13 protein-coding genes, 6 pseudogenes and 1 riboswitch are annotated in these 18,145 nt (G+C 71.5%); of the genes and pseudogenes, 7 read left to right on the top strand and 12 right to left on the bottom strand.

Annotation, left to right across the window (positions count from 1 at the left end; genetic code table 11):
* The first annotated feature begins 378 nt into the window (after nucleotides 1–378).
* Genes MTP03_RS22660 through MTP03_RS08335 form a run of 4 tightly spaced genes read left to right on the top strand, consistent with a single transcriptional unit; the run spans nucleotide 379 to nucleotide 2,365 of the window.
* Nucleotides 379–507, top strand: a complete 129-nt coding sequence (locus MTP03_RS22660) for a hypothetical protein (RefSeq protein WP_256465241.1) — start codon at nucleotides 379–381, stop codon at nucleotides 505–507.
* Nucleotides 504–989 (top strand): acyltransferase family protein, encoded by a 486-nt coding sequence (locus tag MTP03_RS08345; protein ID WP_248491553.1) that lies wholly within the window; start codon nucleotides 504–506, stop codon nucleotides 987–989. Before MTP03_RS22660 ends, MTP03_RS08345 begins: the two co-directional genes overlap by 4 nt.
* Nucleotides 968–1,447, top strand: a complete 480-nt coding sequence (locus MTP03_RS08340; protein ID WP_248491552.1) for a hypothetical protein — start codon at nucleotides 968–970, stop codon at nucleotides 1,445–1,447. The genes MTP03_RS08345 and MTP03_RS08340 overlap by 22 nt, the downstream gene beginning before the upstream one ends.
* Before the next feature lie 33 nt (nucleotides 1,448–1,480).
* Nucleotides 1,481–2,365, top strand: a complete 885-nt coding sequence (locus tag MTP03_RS08335; RefSeq protein ID WP_248491551.1) for a MerR family transcriptional regulator — start codon at nucleotides 1,481–1,483, stop codon at nucleotides 2,363–2,365.
* 58 nt (nucleotides 2,366–2,423) lie between these two features.
* Here the strand turns inward: MTP03_RS08335 and MTP03_RS08330 are convergent, their stop codons facing one another.
* The 6 genes and pseudogenes from MTP03_RS08330 to ftsY all read right to left on the bottom strand — a co-directional run bounded on the left by MTP03_RS08330 (nucleotide 2,424) and on the right by ftsY (nucleotide 11,702).
* Nucleotides 2,424–3,506, bottom strand: coding sequence for an amidohydrolase family protein (locus tag MTP03_RS08330; protein WP_248491550.1), 1,083 nt, complete (start codon nucleotides 3,504–3,506; stop codon nucleotides 2,424–2,426).
* 425 nt (nucleotides 3,507–3,931) lie between these two features.
* Complete coding sequence (gene ffh / locus MTP03_RS08325; RefSeq protein ID WP_248491549.1) at nucleotides 3,932–5,494, bottom strand: signal recognition particle protein; 1,563 nt, start codon at nucleotides 5,492–5,494, stop codon at nucleotides 3,932–3,934.
* 41 nt (nucleotides 5,495–5,535) lie between these two features.
* Nucleotides 5,536–7,953: pseudogene (locus tag MTP03_RS08320) on the bottom strand ([protein-PII] uridylyltransferase); the annotation flags it as partial.
* 5 nt (nucleotides 7,954–7,958) lie between these two features.
* On the bottom strand, nucleotides 7,959–8,297 hold the full coding sequence (locus tag MTP03_RS08315) for a P-II family nitrogen regulator (protein WP_248491548.1): 339 nt from the start codon (nucleotides 8,295–8,297) through the stop codon (nucleotides 7,959–7,961).
* A 53-nt stretch (nucleotides 8,298–8,350) separates the two neighbouring features.
* Nucleotides 8,351–9,676, bottom strand: coding sequence for an ammonium transporter (locus tag MTP03_RS08310; RefSeq protein ID WP_248492091.1), 1,326 nt, complete (start codon nucleotides 9,674–9,676; stop codon nucleotides 8,351–8,353).
* A gap of 512 nt (nucleotides 9,677–10,188) precedes the next feature.
* Nucleotides 10,189–11,702, bottom strand: a pseudogene (gene ftsY / locus MTP03_RS08305) (signal recognition particle-docking protein FtsY).
* A gap of 275 nt (nucleotides 11,703–11,977) precedes the next feature.
* Nucleotides 11,978–12,122, top strand: a riboswitch (cobalamin riboswitch).
* Between the two features lie 41 nt (nucleotides 12,123–12,163).
* Between ftsY and MTP03_RS08300 the strand changes: the two are divergent.
* Nucleotides 12,164–13,138: an ABC transporter substrate-binding protein gene (locus MTP03_RS08300; protein ID WP_248491547.1), complete on the top strand. Its 975-nt coding sequence runs from the start codon at nucleotides 12,164–12,166 to the stop codon at nucleotides 13,136–13,138.
* A 50-nt stretch (nucleotides 13,139–13,188) separates the two neighbouring features.
* Here MTP03_RS08300 and MTP03_RS08295 read toward each other — a convergent pair whose 3' ends face one another.
* The gene (locus MTP03_RS08295; protein WP_248491546.1) at nucleotides 13,189–13,362 is read right to left on the bottom strand and encodes a hypothetical protein; all 174 of its coding nucleotides are present in this window, start codon (nucleotides 13,360–13,362) and stop codon (nucleotides 13,189–13,191) included.
* A 108-nt stretch (nucleotides 13,363–13,470) separates the two neighbouring features.
* Between MTP03_RS08295 and MTP03_RS08290 the strand changes: the two are divergent.
* Nucleotides 13,471–13,701: pseudogene (locus MTP03_RS08290) on the top strand (ferredoxin); the annotation flags it as partial.
* A gap of 166 nt (nucleotides 13,702–13,867) precedes the next feature.
* Nucleotides 13,868–14,886 (top strand): annotated as a pseudogene (locus MTP03_RS08285) (LLM class flavin-dependent oxidoreductase).
* 3 nt (nucleotides 14,887–14,889) lie between these two features.
* Here the strand turns inward: MTP03_RS08285 and MTP03_RS08280 are convergent.
* The 5 genes and pseudogenes from MTP03_RS08280 to ureE form a co-directional block, all read right to left on the bottom strand.
* Nucleotides 14,890–15,465 (bottom strand): GNAT family N-acetyltransferase, encoded by a 576-nt coding sequence (locus tag MTP03_RS08280; RefSeq protein ID WP_248491545.1) that lies wholly within the window; start codon nucleotides 15,463–15,465, stop codon nucleotides 14,890–14,892.
* Between the two features lies 1 nt (nucleotide 15,466).
* Nucleotides 15,467–16,225: an urease accessory protein UreD gene (locus tag MTP03_RS08275; protein ID WP_248491544.1), complete on the bottom strand. Its 759-nt coding sequence runs from the start codon at nucleotides 16,223–16,225 to the stop codon at nucleotides 15,467–15,469.
* A gap of 58 nt (nucleotides 16,226–16,283) precedes the next feature.
* Nucleotides 16,284–16,894, bottom strand: a pseudogene (gene ureG, locus MTP03_RS08270) (urease accessory protein UreG).
* 11 nt (nucleotides 16,895–16,905) lie between these two features.
* A complete protein-coding gene (locus tag MTP03_RS08265) occupies nucleotides 16,906–17,589 on the bottom strand; it encodes an urease accessory protein UreF (protein ID WP_248491543.1) in 684 nt (227 codons plus the stop codon).
* 67 nt (nucleotides 17,590–17,656) lie between these two features.
* Nucleotides 17,657–18,141 (bottom strand): annotated as a pseudogene (gene ureE / locus MTP03_RS08260) (urease accessory protein UreE).
* Nucleotides 18,142–18,145: the final 4 nt, after the last annotated feature.

Here is an 18,145-nt window from a genome sequence, read left to right as displayed (position 1 = left end):
TCCGACGTGACTCGCGCCACTTCCGGCGAGTTCGTTGCCTTCGCCAAGGTTACCGATGGGTAAACTCATCGCCTGTCACAGCCTGAGCGTCAGCACCTCAGCCCGGTGTAGACCACTGCCAGGCCGCGTACAGCAACCTCGCAGGATCGGAACGCAGACTCATCTCTATGGCCACGCACCTGGACAGCCCCAGTAGCGCCCCGGCCCCCGCCGGCGCGGCGCGGGCACCGTCGGGCGACGCGACCGCCGCCCGCGCGCGGCGGCTACCTCTACCAGCTCGATTTCGTCCGCACCATCACGTTCCTGCTGGTCGTCTTCATCCACACGCTCACGAACACGAACGACGAGGTCAACGGCGTCGTCACCAACGCGATCGCAATGAACCTGCACTTCACCCGGAACGCGTTCTTCGCGCTCACCGGGCTCGTGCTGGCGTACGGGGTGGTCGAGCGCGGCGCGCGTCTGTCCCCCGTCCAGTTCGGCGCAAGCGCCTCCCGCTCGTCGTGATCCCGTTCGTGATCTGGGCGTTCGCCTACTGGGTGTTCGACATGGTCGTGGGCGGCAACGCCGCGGCGATTCCCACCAGCCTGGGCGATTTCTGGGACAACCTGAAGTGGGGCGGACTCAACGGCTACCAGCTGTACTTCATCTTCGTCACGCTCCAGATCTACGTGTTGTTCCCGCTGATCCTCGCGTTCGCCGAGCGCACCCGCGGCTTCCACTCGCACATCCTCGCGGTCAGTGCCGTCCTGCAGGTGGGCCTCTACACCGCGATCACCTACTGGAACCCGACCAGCGGCTGGTGGGGCGAGAACTTCTGGCACGTCTACGCCACGTTCGTGCCGTACCAGTTCTTCATCCTGCTCGGCGTGTTCGCCGCGTTCCACCGCGAGCGCATCGAGGCCGTGCTGCTGCGGCACGCGCCCTGGTGTTCGCGCTGGCCGCGCTCACGGTGGTCGGTGGACAGGTGCTGTTCCGCGTCCGGCTGAACGACGAGACCGCGCCGATCGTCGCGTCCGCCGTGTTCCAGCCCGCCAACTTCGTGCTGTACGTGGTGCTCGTGGCCGCCGTCTACACGACCGGTCTGCTCCTCGCCCGCAACCGCTCCCGCCTACCGGGGCTGACGCGCTTCGCCTCGTTCGGCGCGCAGCGCTCGTTCGGTGTGTTCCTGGTGCATGTGATGGTGCTCTCGATGCTGCTGTTGCCCAAGACGGCCGACGGTACGCCGTGGCTCGTCGCGGTGCTGCCGTCGCCGTTCGGCACGGCGGTGGCGTACGTCGTCACCCTGGCGGTCACGCTCGGCATCGTCGGACTGCTCAGCCGTGCCCCGAAGGCCCAGTGGTGGGTCGGCCGCCCCCGCCCGGCGAAGCGGAAGGCCCGCGCGCAGGCACGGTCGGAGCCGGGCGGGCAGAGCCTCGCCGGCATCGCCCGCAACAGGGCCTCTTGACTCTCCCCTCACTGGAGACCGCAGGCTGATCCCGTGACCGACGACAGCACGCTCTTCTCCATCGGCGACGTCGCGGCCCGGACCGGTGCGTCGGTGAAGACGATCCGGTTCTGGTCCGACGAGGGCCTCGTCCCCACGATCCGCAACGCGGCCGGGTACCGGCTCTACGACGCGGAATCCGTGGCGCGGCTCGAGCTGGTGCGGACCCTGCGCGCGCTGGGCCTGGACGTGAAGACGGTGCGCGCCGTGCTCGCGGAGCAGGTCGGCCTCGCCGCGGTGGCCGACGCGCATGCGAAGGCCCTCGATGCCGAGATCCGCACGCTGCGGATCCGGCGGGCGGTGCTGCGTTCGGTCGCGACCAGGAACAGTACGACCGAGGAGTTGAGAATCATGCACGAGATGGCCACCCTGTCCGCGGCGGAGCGCCAGCGGATCATCGACGCGTTCGTCGACGAGGCGTTCGCCGGCATCGCCGCCGATGCCCCGGGCGCGCACATCGCGACCGGGATGCGCTCGCTGCCCGCGGAACTGCCCGACGATCCGACGCCCGCCCAGGTGGACGCGTGGATCGAGTTGGCGGGTCTCGTGGCGGACGAGGAGTTCCGCGCGCGGGCGCGGGAAATGGCGGTGACCGGCGCGGCGGCGACCGAGCCGCCGGTGATGGTGGACCTAGAGGCGGCCCGCGCGGTCGCGGAGGCCGGGACCGCGCCGGAGTCCGCGGAGGCGGCGGAGCTGCTGGCGACGCTCGTGCCCGAGGGCACGGACCGGGCCGCACTGGCGGAGCAGATGGTGACGTTCACCGACGCCCGGGTGGAGCGCTACTGGTCGCTGCTGGGCGTGCTGAACGGGTGGCCGCAGCGTCCGGCGATGGTGCCCGTCGCGGAGTGGGTCATCGCCGCGCTCCGCGCGCATCGGTAGAGCGCTCCGCGCGCACCGGTAAAGCGCGCCGTGCGCACGAACAGGGTGCCGCGGCGGGCTATCGCGGCAGGTCTGCCGGCTCGCCTCGGACCACCACGGCCGACGGTGCCGGAAGCGCACCGTCGGCCAGCGCGGCGCGCGGGTCTTCGGCGTAGATCACCAGGTCGGCGGGGGCACCGTCATCGATACCGGCGAAGCCGAGCCACTGCCGCGCACGCCAGGAGGCGGCGCCGAGCGCCTCGTGCGCCGGCATCACCCGCGCGAGTGCGGCGATCTCCCGCGGCAGCGCGCCGTGCACGTTGAAGCCGCCGGCGTCGGTGCCCGCATACATCGCGACGCCCGCCTCCCACGCGGCGCGGAACGTGGCCTCGCGGCGCTCGTACAGGGCGAGCATGTGGCGGTGGTACGTCGGGAACTTCTCCGCCGCGGGAGCCGCGATCGACGGGAAGTTCTCGATCTGGATCATGGTGGGCACCAGGCCGATCCCCTTCTCGACCATCATCTCGATGGTGTCGGCGGTCAGCCCCGAGCCGTGCTCGATCGCGTCCACGCCGGCCGCGAGCAGGCCGGGCAGCGCGTCTTCGCCGAAGACGTGGGCGGTCACCTGGGCGCCCGCCTCGTGCGCGACCGCGACGGCCTCGGCGAGCACGTCGTCGGGCCAGAGCGGTGCCAGGTCGCCGACACCGCGGTCGATCCAGTCCCCCACGAGCTTGATCCACGGGTGCCCCTCGGCCGCGCGGCGCCGGACCGCGTCGACGAGCTGCGACGGGTCCTCGAGTTGCTCGCCGAGGCCGCGGGTGTACCGCTTGACCAGGGCGATGTGGCGTCCCATACGGACCAGACGCGGCAACCCCGGCTGCCCGTCCAGCGGCGACGTGTCGAGGTCGGATCCCGGTTCGCGGATGACGGTGACTCCGACCGCCACGTCCTCGAGCGCGAGGGCCCGTCCGCGCACCAGGTCCGGCTCACCGTCCTCGACGATGCCGACGTGGCAGTGGGCGTCCACATATCCCGGGACGGCGTAGCCGGTCAGCGCGGTGGCGGGACCGCCCGGGTCCGACAGGTGCACCGCACCGTCGGACACCCAGAACTCGCCCTCCCCGCCGGGAAGGACCACGCCCGAGAAGTGCAGACCGCTCATGCCCGCACAATACCGATCCCCCACCGCGGTTCGGGGTCGTACCTGCACCCCACCCCGCGCCGGCGCAGCGGCCCGGCACCGCGTCCCTGGCGCGCGGCGGGGGGAACGGCGTCCGGCGGGGGAATCGGCGCCGCGCGGGGACCACCGCCCCCTGCCAGACGCCGGTCTTCCAGAGTGGGACGAAACTCCTGGGTCGCGGATCGGCGTGGCGCGGGGGACGAACGCGCTGTGCCACGGACGACCACACCGCGACCCGGGCGGAACGGGCGCATCGGCTCCCAGCAGGGAGCTGACCGGCGCGCCGCTGCGACCGACCGACATAGGGACGGCTACCTGCAGATATTCATTTTCTGTATGGCTCGGGAGTGAACACTCCCCTCACCCGCAGCCGCGTTCCGGCCCCCGAACCCGGCCGGCCGGCGGAGCTACCGCTTCTTACGGAGCTGCTCCTCGAGCGCGGCCATGTCGATGCCCTCGAGCCCCGGGGGCAGCTGGTCGAGCCCCTTGGGCATCCCCGAGAGGTCCATGCCAGCGGGCATGCCCGGCATCCCCGGGAAACCGCCCCGCATCTTCGGCGGCGTGGGACCAGCCTGACGGTTGCGGTTCTTCTTGCCCTGCTTGCCCTTCTGCTTGCGCTTGGGGATCCGCTTGGGCGCGCCGAAGCCGGCCATCTGCGACATCATCTTGCGGGCCTCGAAGAAGCGGTCCACCAGCTGGTTCACGTCCGAGACCGTGACGCCGGAGCCCTTGGCGATGCGCAGGCGGCGCGAAGCGTTGATGATCTTCGGATCGGACCGTTCGGCGGGGGTCATGCCCCGGATGATCGCCTGGATCCGGTCGAGCTGGCTGTCGTCGACCGCGGCCAGGGCGTCCTTCATCTGGCCCGCGCCGGGCAGCATGCCCAGCAGGTTGCCGATGGGGCCCATCTTGCGGATCATCAGCATCTGGTCGAGGAAGTCCTCGAGGGTCAGCTCGCCGGAGGTGATCTTGGCGGCCGCCTCCTCCGCCTTCTGCTGATCCATGTGCTGCTCGGCCTGCTCGATGAGCGAGAGCACGTCGCCCATGCCGAGGATCCGGGAGCTCATCCGGTCCGGGTGGAAGACGTCGAAGTCGTCGAGCTTCTCGCCGGTGGACGCGAACAGGATCGGCTTGCCCGTGATCTCGCGGACCGAGAGCGCGGCGCCGCCGCGGGCGTCGCCGTCGAGCTTGGTGAGCACGACGCCGGTAAAGTCCACGCCATCGGCGAAGGCCTGCGCCGTGCTCACGGCGTCCTGGCCGATCATGGCGTCGAGGACGAACAGCACCTCGTCGGGGTTCACGGCGTCGCGGATCGCCCGCGCCTGGCCCATGAGCTCCTCGTCGATGCCGAGGCGGCCGGCGGTGTCGACGATCAGCACGTCGTGCTGTTTGGCCCGCGCCTCGGCGATGCCGCCGCGCGCCACCTCGACGGGGTCGGCCGCGCTGACGCCGAGCGCGCCCTCGCCGCCGACGGACGTGCCGGGATGCGGCGCGAACGTGGGCACGCCGGCGCGCTCGCCGACGATCTTGAGCTGGTCGACCGCGCCCGGGCGCTGCAGGTCGCAGGCCACCAGCATGGGCGTGTGGCCCTGCTTCTTGAGGTGGTTGGCCAGCTTGCCCGCGAGCGTGGTCTTACCGGCGCCCTGGAGGCCGGCCAGCATGAGCACCGTGGGCGGGGTCTTGGCCAGGTTCAGCCGCCGGGTCTCGCCGCCGAGGATCGCGACGAGTTCCTCGTTGACGATCTTGACGATCTGCTGCGCGGGGTTGAGCGCCGCCGAGACCTCGTGGCCCTTGGCCCGCTCCTTGACGCGGGCCACGAAGGCGCGCACCACGGGCAGCGCGACGTCGGCCTCGAGCAGCGCGAGCCGGATCTCGCGCGCCGTCGAGTCGATGTCGGCGTCGGTGAGCCGGCCCTTGCCGCGCAGGTCCTTGAGCGCGCCTGTAAGCCGATCGGAGAGGGATTCGAACATTGCCCCAGCCTATCGGGTCGGCTCGCCCTCCGGGGCGCCGGTGGCACGGCCTCGGGCAGAACCGCGATCACCGCCGCCTCGGCGCGGGCCCGCAGCGCGGCCTCGTCGCCCGGCACGGACAGGCAGAAGACGTCGTCGACGGTGGCGCCCAGCGTCGCGACCTTGGCCCACCGCACGTCCAGCCCCGCGTCGTCGAGTGCCCCGGCGACGCGTGCGAGCAGGCCCGGGGTGTCCCCGGCCCGGACATCGAGCACGACGGTGCCCGGCGCACCGTCGAACCAGCGCAACCGCGGCGGCGCGGCCGCCCGGAGCGGCGGCGCGGGGGCGGTTCCGTCGACGGTGCCCGACGCCGCGCGTTCGCGGCTGCGCAGTTCGGCGAGGACGTCGGCGCCGTCGAACGCGGCCAGGAGCCGTTGCCGGACCACGGAGGGGTCGGGCGGATCGCCGAAGACGGGGACCACGACGAAGGTGTTCACCGCGGACTCCCCGACCGCGGCGACGGTCGCCTTCTGCACCCGCAGCCCGGCCAGCGCCAGCACGGCCGCCATGCGGGCCAGCACGCCCCTGCGGTCCGGCCCGACGACGGTGACCGTGAAGGTGTGCGGCCCGAGCGCGGCGGCCGGGCGGATGGTCACATGCGTTCCCCCACCGGCCGCGAGGGCGGCGATATCGGCCGGCACGTGCGCCGGTTCCGGCGCCGGCTCCCCCGCCAGCACCCGGCCCGTGCGGCGCACCAGCTCGCCGATCAGCCTGGACTTCCAGTCGCCCCAGACGCCCGGCCCGGTCGCGAGCGAGTCGGCCTCGGCAAGCGCGTGCAGCAGCTCCAGCAGCACGGGATCGCGGCCGAGCTTGTCGGCGACCGCCTCGATGGTCGCCGGATCGTCCAGGTCGCGCCTGGTCGCAACCGCGGGCAGCAGCAGGTGGTGGCGCACCATCGCGGCGAGCAGCGCGCGGTCGGCGGGGTGCAGGCCCATCCGGTCGGCGACGGCCTCGGCGAGTTCGGCGCCGATCGCGCTGTGATCGCCGCCGCGGCCCTTGCCCAGGTCGTGCAGCAGTGCGCCGAGCACCAGGAGGTCGGGGCGCGCGACATCGGTGGCGCGGTTCGCGGCGTAGGCGGCGGTCTCGACCAGGTGTCGGTCCACGGTCCACGTGTGCACGGCGTCGCGCGGTGGCAGGTCGCGCACCGCGCCCCACTCGGGCAGAAGGCGCCCCCACAGGCCGGTGCGGTCGAGCGCCTCGATGACGGGGACGGCGCCGCGCCCGGCGCCGAGCAGGGCGAGGAAGTCGGCCACGGTCTCCGCCGGCCAGGGACTGCGCGGGGCGGGCGCGACGTCGGCCAGCCGGGCCAGCGTGGACGCCGACATCGGCAGCCCCGACGCCGCGGCCGCGGCGGCGACGCGCACCGTCAGCCCCTGGTCGCGGTCCGGGCGCGCGTCCCGGGCCAGCGTGACCTCGCCGGCGTGCTCGACCACGCCCTCGGCGAGCGGGCGCCGCACCGGCGGACGGCGCAGCCGCGAGATACCGCGCCGCGGTAGGGCGTTCTGCGCGGTGCGGATCCCCACGTCGACGGCGTACGCCACGGTGCGCCCGCTGTCGCTGATGGTGCGGGCGAGGTCGAATCGGTCCCCGATGCGCAGCGCCGCGCCGATCTCGTCGGCCTCCTGCGCGCGGACGGAGTCGCGGGCGCGGCCCGAGATCCGGTGCAGCTCGGTGCGCACGTCCAGCAGGCGCCCGTAGGCCGTGGCCAGGTCGTTGCCGGCCGCCCCGTTGCGGGCGCCCGACGGTGTCGGTATCCCGTCGGTCAGCTGCGCGAGCGAGAGCGCCTGCAGGAGTTGGACGTCCCGCATCCCGCCCCGCCCGTTCTTGAGGTCGGGTTCGGCGCGGTGCGCGATCTCGCCGGAGCGGCGCCACCGCTCGCGGGCCTGATCGACGAGGTCGTCGACGCGGGTGCGGATATCGGCGCGCCACTGCTTTCGCACGCCGCTGATGAGCAGGTTGGTGATCTCCTCGTCGCCCACGATGTGCCGGGCGTCCAGGAGGCCGAGCGCGGCGGTCAGGTCCGAGGCGGCCACGCGGATCGCCTCGGGCACCGTCCGCACGGCGTGGTCGAGCTTGATGTGGGCGTCCCACAGCGGGTACCAGATGCGCTCCGCCGCCGAGGTCACCTGCTCGGGCGCGATGCCGTGGTCGTGTATGAGGAGCAGATCGAAGTCGCTGTAGGGCAGCAGCTCCCGCCGCCCGAGCCCACCGACGGCGACGAGCGCCAGCCCACTGTCCGGGCCGATCCCGGCGGCGGCGCCGTGGGTCGCGAGCCAGACCTCCGCGAGGTCGGCGAGCGACGCTCGCAGGGTGAGCGGGTCGATCCGGTGGGCGCCGCCCGCCCGGTCCAGCAGGCGGGCGCGGGCCGCCACCAGCTCAGTGGCCGCGCCCGGCCCGCCGGGTCCGTCCGACCCCGTCATCGCGCCTACAGGGCTTCCGCGCCGCGCTCGCCCGTGCGGACGCGCACCACGGACTCGACCGGGGTGACCCAGACCTTGCCGTCGCCGATCTTGCCGGTGCGCGCGGCCTCCACGATGATGTCGACCACGGAGTCGACGACCGCGTCGTCGACGACGGCCTCGATGCGCACCTTGGGGACGAAGTCCACCGAGTACTCGGCGCCACGGTACACCTCGGTGTGCCCCTTCTGGCGGCCGTAGCCCTGGACCTCACTGACCGTCATCCCGAGGATCCCGGCCTGCTCCAGGCCCGCCTTCACATCCTCGAGCGTGAAGGGCTTGACGATCGCGGTGACCAGCTTCATAAGAGTTTCCTTCGCTTGAGTCGGTTGTGTTGCCAGCTTAGTTCGCGGCCACCTCAGACCAGGTCGTACGCCGTTTCGGCGTGCTCGGAGTTGTCGATGCCGTCGGCCTCGGACTCCTTGTCGATCCGCCAGCCGAACGGCTTGAGGATCAGCGCGATGATGACGGTCAGGACGCCGGTGTAGAGCAGCGCGACGAGCGCGATCACGGCCTGGACGACGAGCTGGCGGTAGTCGCCCCCGTAGAACAGCCCGGTGTCCTTGGCCAGGAAACCGAGGGCGACGGTGCCGATGAGCCCGGCCACCAGGTGCACGCCCACCACGTCCAACGAGTCGTCGAAACCGAAGCGGTGCTTGAGCCCCACACCGAACGCCGCGGCGACGCCGGCAACCACGCCGAGCGCGATCGCGCCGACGGGACTGACGTTCGCGCAGGCGGGTGTGATCGCCACGAGTCCGGCGACGACGCCCGACGCGGCGCCCACCGTGGTGGCGTGCCCGTCGCGGAACTTCTCCACCGCGAGCCAGCCGAGCATCGCGGCCGCCGTCGCCACGGCGGTGTTCACCCAGGCCAGGCCGGCGGTGGCGTTGGCGGTGCCCGCCGAGCCCGCGTTGAAGCCGAACCAGCCGAACCACAGCAGCGCGGCGCCGAGCATGACGAACGGGATGTTGTGCGGGCGGTACGCGGCCTTGCCGAAGCCGAGGCGCTTGCCCACGAAGATCGCCAGGATGCCGCCCGCGATGCCGGCGTTGATGTGCACCACGGTGCCGCCGGCGAAGTCGATCGGCGCCACTGTGGCCTCGCCGTCGGTGGTGCCGAACATCATTGCGGCAAGACCGTTCTCGTCGTGCGACAGCAGGCCGCCGCCCCACACCATGTGTGCCAGCGGCAGGTACACGACGGTGGTGAACAGCACCGTGAACGCGAGCCAGGTGCCGAACTTCACGCGCTCGGCCACCGCGCCGGAGATCAGCGCCACGGTGATCACGGCGAAGGTCAGCTGGAAGCCCGCGAACACGATGGCGGGCAGGCCGCTGCCGGGCGCCGAGAGCACCGCGAGTGTGTCGTCGCCGACGGCCTTGGTCTCCGTCAGCTGGTCCAACCCGAAGTACGTGAACGGGTTGTCGAACAGGCCCAGATAGTTCCCCTCGCCGGAGAATGACATCGAGTAGCCCCACAGCACGTAGATCACGGAGACCACGCCCAGCGAGCTGATCGACATCATCATCATGTTGAGCACGGACTTCTGGCGGGACAGCCCGCCGTAGAAGAATGCCAGCGCGGGCGTCATCAGCAGCACCAGCGCCGCCGACATCAACATCCACGCGGTGGTGCCGGTGTCGACCTTGCCGAACAGTTCGTCGGGCACAGAAGCCAGGATCACGGGGAAACCTCCTCGGGCGCATCGCCCTTGCGATGCGAGTGAGAACAGCCTCTGCCGCCGCCGTTTCCCCGTGGTCGCGCTCATGTTGCCCGTGTGTAACCGGTTCGGGCACGCCCGTGCCCTCCCGTTACGGCCGTGTTTCCAGCGCCGCCCAGAGTTTCGGGTTCTGCCGGGTCGGATGTGCAGCTCGCACTTGCTAACCCCGCAAACCCGACATCGTGAGATGCGCCTGTCCCGAGGTGGCGCTCCGGTAGCCGGCGCGGCTCACTGCTGGTCGGTGTACCGCGGGATCGGCTGGCCTGCACCGGTCGTGACCAGCTGCGGGATGCTGCGTGATGGTCCTCGACGAAGGTCAGCTCGGAGTCCACGCCGTGCCACACGACCTTCGTAGGGCTCACCGTCGTCAGCTGGAACCGGACGAACCGGATGCCGGTCTTGCTGCGCCGCCAATCGACATCGGCCGCCGAAATCTTCAGTCGCGTCGCAGGCGGCGATCGCCGCCTGCACGATCAGCCGAGCAGCGCGTCCACGAAGGCGGTGGGCTCGAAGGGCGCGAGATCGTCGGCGCCCTCGCCCAGGCCCACGAGCTTCACCGGCACGCCCAGCTCGTGCTGCACGGCGTACACGATGCCGCCCTTGGCGGTGCCGTCCAGCTTGGTGAGCACGACGCCTGTGATGTCGACGACCTCGGCGAACACCTTCGCCTGCGACAGCCCGTTCTGGCCGATCGTCGCGTCGAGGACCAGCAGCACCTCGTCGACCTTGGCCTTCTTCTCCACGACGCGCTTGACCTTGTCCAGCTCGTCCATGAGCCCGGTCTTGGTGTGCAGCCGGCCGGCGGTATCGATCATGACCACGTCCACACCGTCGTCGGTGCCCTTCGCGACGGCGTCGAACGCGACCGCGGCGGGGTCTGCGCCCTCCTTGCCGCGCACGATGCCCGCGCCCACGCGCTCGCCCCACGTCTGCAGCTGGTCCGCCGCGGCGGCGCGGAACGTGTCGGCCGCGCCCAGCAGCACGCGCCGGCCGTCGGCTACGAGCACGCGCGCCAGCTTGCCCGTGGTGGTGGTCTTGCCCGTGCCGTTGACGCCCACCACCAGCAGCACCGACGGTGCGCCGGCGTGCGGCAGCGCCCGGATGCTCCGGTCGTACTCGGGGTGCAGTTCCTCGATCAGCACCTGCCGCAGCAGCGCGCGCGCCTCGGCGGCGCTGGCGACGCCCTGCGTGGCGATCCGATCGCGCAGCTTCTCGACCACCGCCATCGTCGTGGGCGTGCCGAGATCGGCGAGGAGCAGGGTGTCCTCGATCTCCTCCCACGACTCCTCGTCCAGGTCGCCCGCGCCCAGCAGCCCGAGCAGCGACGCGCCGACCGTCGACTGCGAACGCGCCAGCCGTCCCTTGAGCCGGTCCAGGCGGCCGGCCGTCGGGGCGATCTCGTCCAGTTCCGGCGCCGACGGTGCCTCGGTGCGGCAGCCACCTCGGGCTCAGCGGGCGCGGCCTCCGGCTCCGCAGGCGCGACCTCGGGTGCGGCCGAAGCGGCGGGCGCCTCGGGCGCCTCGGGCGCGGCGCCCGGATCCGCGACGCCGCCGTCCTCGATGAGCTCGACCTCCGTCGGAGCCTCCGGCTCGACGTTCGCGATCGTCGGGTCGATCTCCTCCGCCTCGGCGAGGCGGGCGTCGGCCTGCGCCTGCTCCGCCGCGGCCCGCTCCTGCTCGCGAGACTCCTGGAGGTCCTTCAACGAGATCTGCGGCGCACCTTCGGCCTTCGGCGGCTCGGGGGTCTTGGGGGCCTTCGGCGCCTCCGGGCCGCGCGGCACCGGCTCCGCCTCGCGCGCGCCCTCGCTGAAGGTGAAGCCGCCGCCGGCCTTGTAGCCGCCCGACTTGTCGAGGCTCTTCGGCTCGGGCGTCTCGTCCTTCAGCGACACCTTCCGTCGCTTGTTGAGGTAGAACCCCGTGGCCAGCGCAACGAGGAGGACCAGGATGACGGCGACGGCGATCAGGATCGCGATGGTGGAGGTGCTCACGCCTCGACTGTAGTCAGCCCCACCCCGCACAACGCGGATCACACTCCCCGGTGCGCGCTGATCCGTTGTGTTCGCCCCGTAGAACCGCCGCTGGCCGGCACTCTCACTACCGACGGCGGCTCTGCATCGAAGGACGCCCCAACGGTCATCAGGGGCATGCCCGACCGACTTCCGAGGAACGACGGAGGGCGCGTCTACCGACCGTGCCCACCCAAACGTCGCCCCCAGCGGCGCAGGGGTCTGGCGACCTGCACGAATCCGGGGTCCGCGCCGCTGGGGACGACGTTTGTGCGGGTACGCCTGATAGCGTCACGTCCGAGTCGGACACGGGAACCCGGTGGGAATCCGGGACTGGCGCGCAACGGTGTGAGGCGGCGATCCGCCTCGAGTCCGATACCGGCCGGCTCGCGGTTGTCCACCGCGGCCCCGCGCACGGGGCTGCCGACGAAACGAGTACCACCATGCGGGCCCACGCCCTAGTCCTACCGGTCGCGGCGGCGACCGTCCTCGCCGGCTGCGGCTCGCCCGCACCGGCCGTCGAGCCCGGCCCGTCCGTGCGGCCCGAGTTCCCCGTCACGGTCACCACCTGCGACTTCGCGACCACCATTCCCACGGAACCGCAGCGGATCGTGACGCTGAACCAGGGCGCGACCGAAGTCGCCCTCGCGCTCGGCGCCGCCGACCGCATGGTGGGCACCGCCTACCTCGACGACGCCGTGGCACCCCGCTTCGCCGCCGCCTACAACGCGATCCCGGTGCTCGCCCCCAAGTTCCCGACCATGGAGAAGGTGCTCGCCACCCGTCCTGACCTCGTCTACGCCTCGTACACCTCGGCGTTCGCCGACAAGAACCTCGGCGACCGCGCCAAGCTCGCCGGCCAGGGCGTCGCGTCGCTGCTCTCGCCGTCCGGCTGCGCGAAGAAGCCCGAGCGCGCGTCGTGGGACCTGATCTGGGAGGAGCTGACCGCCGCCGGTCGGGCGTTCGGCACCGAGGACGCCGCGCGGGCGCTCATCGCCGACCAGCAGGCGCAGCTGGCCGAGCCGACACTCCAGGGCGCCGCCCGCGGCAGCCGGATCTTCTGGTGGGACTACGGCGCGCCGTCCGGCCTGAACGTGGGCGCGGGCAGGGGGACGCCGCAGCTCCTCATCGAAGCGGTCGGCGGCGTGAACGTCTTCGCACACCTGCCTGGCAACTGGGCTGAGGTCTCCCTGGAGAACGTGGTCGGCACGAACCCGGACGTCATCGTGGTGGCCGATGCCGTCGGCCATCCCGCGCAGGAGCGGATCGATCGGGCGCGCAAGGATCCCGCCCTGAGCCAGCTCCGCGCCGTCCGGGAGAACCGGTTCGTCGTGATCCCGTTCTCGGAGACCACGTCCGGCGTCCGCCTGCTCGACGGTGCGCATCGCCTCGCCGACGGCGTCCGGGCGCTCCCGTGACCACGGTGCTCGTCGGCATGTCCGCCGGCGTCGACCCGGATCAGCTGCAGTCACTCGCCGCCGGGGCGGGCGCGCACGCCGCGTTCCTGCAGGTCCACGACCCCGCGTTGGTCGATGTCCTCACCGCACTCGCCGACGCCGGCGCGCCCGAACTGCTGCTCGTCGGCACGGGCTGGGCGGAACCCGGGCCGAAGCGGTCGTGGTTGCGCCGCGTGGCGGCGCACTGGCTCCGGGGCTACGACGGTGCGCCGCCCCTGCGACTGTCCCCCGCCCTGCTCCCGGCTCCCGAGCCGTCGCTGCTCACCGCCGCGATCGCGGCCGGCGGTCCCGTCATGTCCGACGACGCGTCGCCGCTCGAGTCGATCGCGTGGGACGCGGTGCCTCAGCACCGGCACCAGGTGCTGGTGTGTCGTGGGCCGCGGTGTTCGGCCCGCGGCGGCGCGGAGGTTAGTCGCGCGCTGACCGACGAGCTGCGGCGCCGCGACCTGGGCGACGACGACGTCCTGGTGACCGTGACCGGCTGCCAGTTCCCGTGTAATCACGCGCCGGTGGTCACGGTGCAGCCGGACGATGCGTGGTACGGGTCGATCACCGTCGACGACGTGCCGCGCCTGGTCGACGAGCACCTGTGGCAGGGCACCGTCTCGCCGGCCGGTCGCCGCCGCGGTTGCGGTCGGACGCCCGACGGCCCGCGGAATATTCGGACCGCGGTCCAGAGTTGCACCGGGCATGAAGAAGATCGGCTTCCTGTCCTTCGGCCACTGGTCCGACGTGCCGGGCTCGCGAACGCGGACCGCGGCCGATGTCCTGCACCAGTCGATCGACCTCGCGGTGGCGGCCGAGGAGGTGGGTGCCGACGGCGCGTACTTCCGCGTGCACCACTTCGCCCGCCAGCTGGGTTCGCCGTTCCCGCTGCTCGCGGCGGTCGGCGCGAAGACGTCACGGATCGAGATCGGCACGGGCGTGATCGACATGCGCTACGAGAATCCCCTGTACTTTGCCGAGAACGCCGGCGCTGCCGACCTCATCGCCGGCGAGCGGCTGCAGCTCGGCGTGAGCCGGGGCTCGCCGGAGCAGGTGATCGAGGGCTACAAGTACTTCGGGTACGAGCCGCCGGAGGGAATGACGGACGCCGACATGGGCCGCCGGCACACCGAGATCGCGCTCAAGGTTCTTGAGGGCGCGGGTTTCGCCCAGCCCAATCCGCGGCCGATGTTCCCGAATCCCCCAGGGCTGCTTCGGATAGAGCCGCACTCCCTACGCTGCGGCAGCGCATCTGGTGGGGCGCAGCCTCCGACGCCACAGCCGAGTGGGCGGCGGAACACGGCATGAACCTGATGAGCTCGACCCTGAAGACCGACGAGTCGGGCGAGCCGTTCCACGTCCAGCAGGCGAAGCAGATCCGCACGTTCCGTGACGCCTGGGCCGGGGCCGGTCACGATTTCGAGCCGAGGGTCTCGGTGAGCCGCAGCATCATGCCGCTCATCGACGACGAGAGCCGCGCCTACTTCGGCCACGAGGGCAAGGGCTCCGACCAGTTCGGGAACATCGACGACTTCCGGGCCGTGTTCGGCCGCACCTACGCCGCGGAACCGGCCGAGCTAGTGGAGCAGCTCCGCGACGACGAGGCGATCGCCGAGGCGGACACCCTGCTGGTGACGGTGCCGAATCAGCTGGGCGTCGAGTACAACACGAAGCTGCTGGAGTCGTTGGTCCAGGACGTGGCACCGGCGCTCGGCTGGCGCTGAGATTCACACCCGGTGGCGCATCAGCACGCGCGTGAAACCGTTGAGCACCGACGTGGTGTCCATGACGTACTCGAAGCCCGCGCGCTCGAACAGTGCGCGGGTTCCGACGTACGCCATGGTCAGGTCGACTTTCGCGCCCTGGTTGTCCACGGGATAGGCCTCCACCACGGAGGCGCCGTGGGCCCGCGCGAAGTCGAGGGCGCCGGCCACGAGAGCGTGACTGATCCCCTGCTTCCGATGCCCGGGCCGCACCCGCACGCACCACAGGGACCACGGATCCTCATGGACCTCGACGTGCGGGATCCGGCGGTTGGTCGCGAAACTCGTGTCCGCGCGCGGGTGGATCGCCGCCCAGCCGACGGGCTCGGCACCGTCGTAGGCCAGAACGCCGGGCGGCGGGTCCTCCGCGCACAGCCCGCGCACCCGCTCGAATCGTGCCGGACCGCGCAGCGCCTGATTCTCCTTCGAGCCGATCCGGTAGCTGAGGCAGAAGCAGTTGCTGGACGTCTGCTTCTTGGGCCCGAGCACTGCAGCCACGTCCTCGAACACGTCGGCCGGTCGTACCTCGATCACGCTCATGTCAGTACTTTCGCAGGTTCAGGGGTGCCTGTCCGGTCCATCGCGAACGCAGCAGGGCGATCACGGCGTCGAACAGGGCGGTCAGCTCGGTGGTGTCATCTCCGAGGCAGCGCAGAACGAAGCCCGGGCCGTTGAGGCGGGTCAGGCCGCTCCGCACCGTCGGGTGTCCGACGGTGACCTCGTGCAGGTCGTCGAGGAGGGCACCGTCGACCCGCGCGTCGACCGCGGTCAGCGACCCGAAATGGGTGCGGCCGTCGAGGAATCCGATCCCGGAAGGATCGGCCGAGCCGGGCGTGATCAGCACGTTGTCCACGGCGAGCAGAGCACCGTCGCGCACGATCTCGGTGCGCATTCGCAGCTCGTCGTACCGGAACAGCGCACCGTCGGGCGACCAACCCGGCGTGACGATCTCGGCCAGCACCAGGGAGGCGGACGCCGCCATCCGCACCGTGCACGTCTGCCGGTACGTGGCCTCGCGGTATATGACCAGCGCGTCGGGCACGTACTCGAGGACGCTGTCCGGCCCGAGCACGATCCGCATGTGCTGCGACGCAGCGGAGTCCGGCGTCCGATACACCTTGGTGGCCGACTGCGTGGTCACCAACGCGTGCGCCCCGGCCAGCAGCTCGAGGTCGATCGCGTACGAATCCCCGCGCAGGCACCCGCCCCCCGGATTCACGACGTGGTAGGTGACCTGCCCGGAATCGTCGAGGTACACGGGCCGCAGGGTCTGCAGGGTGCCCGCGTGCCGCTGCGCCACGGCGACGGTGCGCCCTCCCGCGGCGCGAACGTCAGCGCGAGCTCGCCGGTGTAGCCGGTCACGCGAGGTCGAGCATCAGCACGTCGTGGCGGATCCAGTGCAGCACGCCGTCGAGGCCCTCGTCGGTCTTGAGATTCGTCATGCAGAACGGCTTCTCGCCGCGGAAAACCTTCGAGTCGGCGGCCATCACGGACAGGTCCGCGCCGACGTACGGCGCGAGGTCGATCTTGTTGATCACGAACAGGTCCGACTTGATCATGCCCTGTCCGGCCTTGCGCGGGATCTCCTCGCCCTGCGCCACATCGATCAGGTAGATCGAGAAGTCCACCAGCTCGGGGCTGAACGTGGCCGAGAGGTTGTCGCCGCCGCTCTCGATGAACACGATCTGCAGGTCCGGGTGCAGCGCCACGAGTTTCGCGACGGCGGCCTCGTTCATGGAGGTGTCCTCGCGGATGGCGGTGTGCGGGCAGCCGCCGGTCTCGACACCGATGATCCGGTCGCCGGGCAGGATCCCGTTGCGCGCGAGGATCTTCGCATCCTCCGTGGTGTAGATGTCGTTGGTGATCGCGGCCATCGACACCTCGTCGGCGAGGTGCCGGGTGATGCGCTCGACCAGCTGTGTCTTGCCGGCCCCCACGGCCCGCCCACTCCGATCCGAATCGTCGTCATCGAAATCCTCCTCAACTCATGAACATGCGGGCACGCTGACGCTGGTGCCGCATCTGGGCGATCTCCAGCCCCGGCGACACCGCACCCAGGTCCGCCTCGGTCAGGGTCATCGCGGTCGCGACGGCGTCCGCCACCACCGGATGCATGGCGCGCTGCACGCGCTGCCCCGCGGTTTGCCCGATCGGGATGGCGCGCACCGCGTTCTGCGTGAGCGATGAGACGGCGGCGAACAGGTGCGCCTCGATCGCCGCCCGCACCGGCGCGCCCACGGCGTGCGCGAGCAGGGCGAAGGCTATCGCCGGATGCCCGTGGCACCGTCCGCCCTCGAGCTCGGCCACGTAGTCGCCGACGTGCGACTCGGGCGCCACCAGGGTGCCGATGTCAGCGGTGCGGCGGCCGATGGTCTGCGTGGCCGTGCGGACCTGCGCGGGCAGGGTCAGCGCGGCCACCAGCCGGTCCAGCCGCCAGACCGCCTGCAGGTCACCGCGGTCGAGCGCCTCGTACTCGAGCCGGATCGCCAGCGCGTCCGTGTACGTGAGCTGGCGATCCAGGTACGCGCGCAGCCACCCGGCGAACGATTCCTCGCCGTCGATCGTGCCGTCCGCGAGGTAGCTCTCCATCCCGAACGAGTGGCTGAACGCGCCGGTGGGCAGCGCGGAGTCGCTCACCTGCAGCAGCGGCAGCAGAAACCCCACCCCGCCCCGCCGATTGAACACTGTTCCTGTTCACCGCGACCTGCGGTTTCGCTGTCCGTAACAGTGTTCAATGCGTGTGCTCCGCGTGGCGGAAGGGCGTGGGCAGGACGCGCTCCTGGCGCGAGTGCGGCACGCCGTGGTGGCGCAGGTAGTCCTCGACGGTGTGGTCGTAGGCGACCACCATCACCTCGGCGCCGTACTCGGACGCGGCGTCGAAGAACTGCGCCTGCAGGTGCCGATTGCCGAGTCCGTGTGCGGTGCGGCCCATCTCGGTGACGGTCCGGGGCGCGATCACGAGCACGTCGGTGGACAGCACCTGCACGGCGATCACGTTCTTCTCGTCCTGGAACAGGATGTCGCCGTCGCGCAGGTCGCCGTCGGCCCCGACGGGGCCGCCAACCTCAGACCGATCTCGCGATCGTGGTCGGTGCGCACCCGCTGGATGCGCTTCACCAGGTCGGCCCCCGCGAGCGGGACCCGCTCCACGTGCCGCCCCGCCAGCTCCGCCCCGGACAGCTCGCTGAGGTTTCCCAGAACCTTCTCGATGATCAAATCG

The sequence above is a fragment of the Tsukamurella sp. PLM1 genome (assembly GCF_023168325.1).
Classification (GTDB): Bacteria; Actinomycetota; Actinomycetes; order Mycobacteriales; family Mycobacteriaceae; genus Tsukamurella.
The sequence above is the reverse complement of the archived record's forward strand: the minus strand, read 5'-3'. Positions and strand labels throughout refer to the sequence as shown.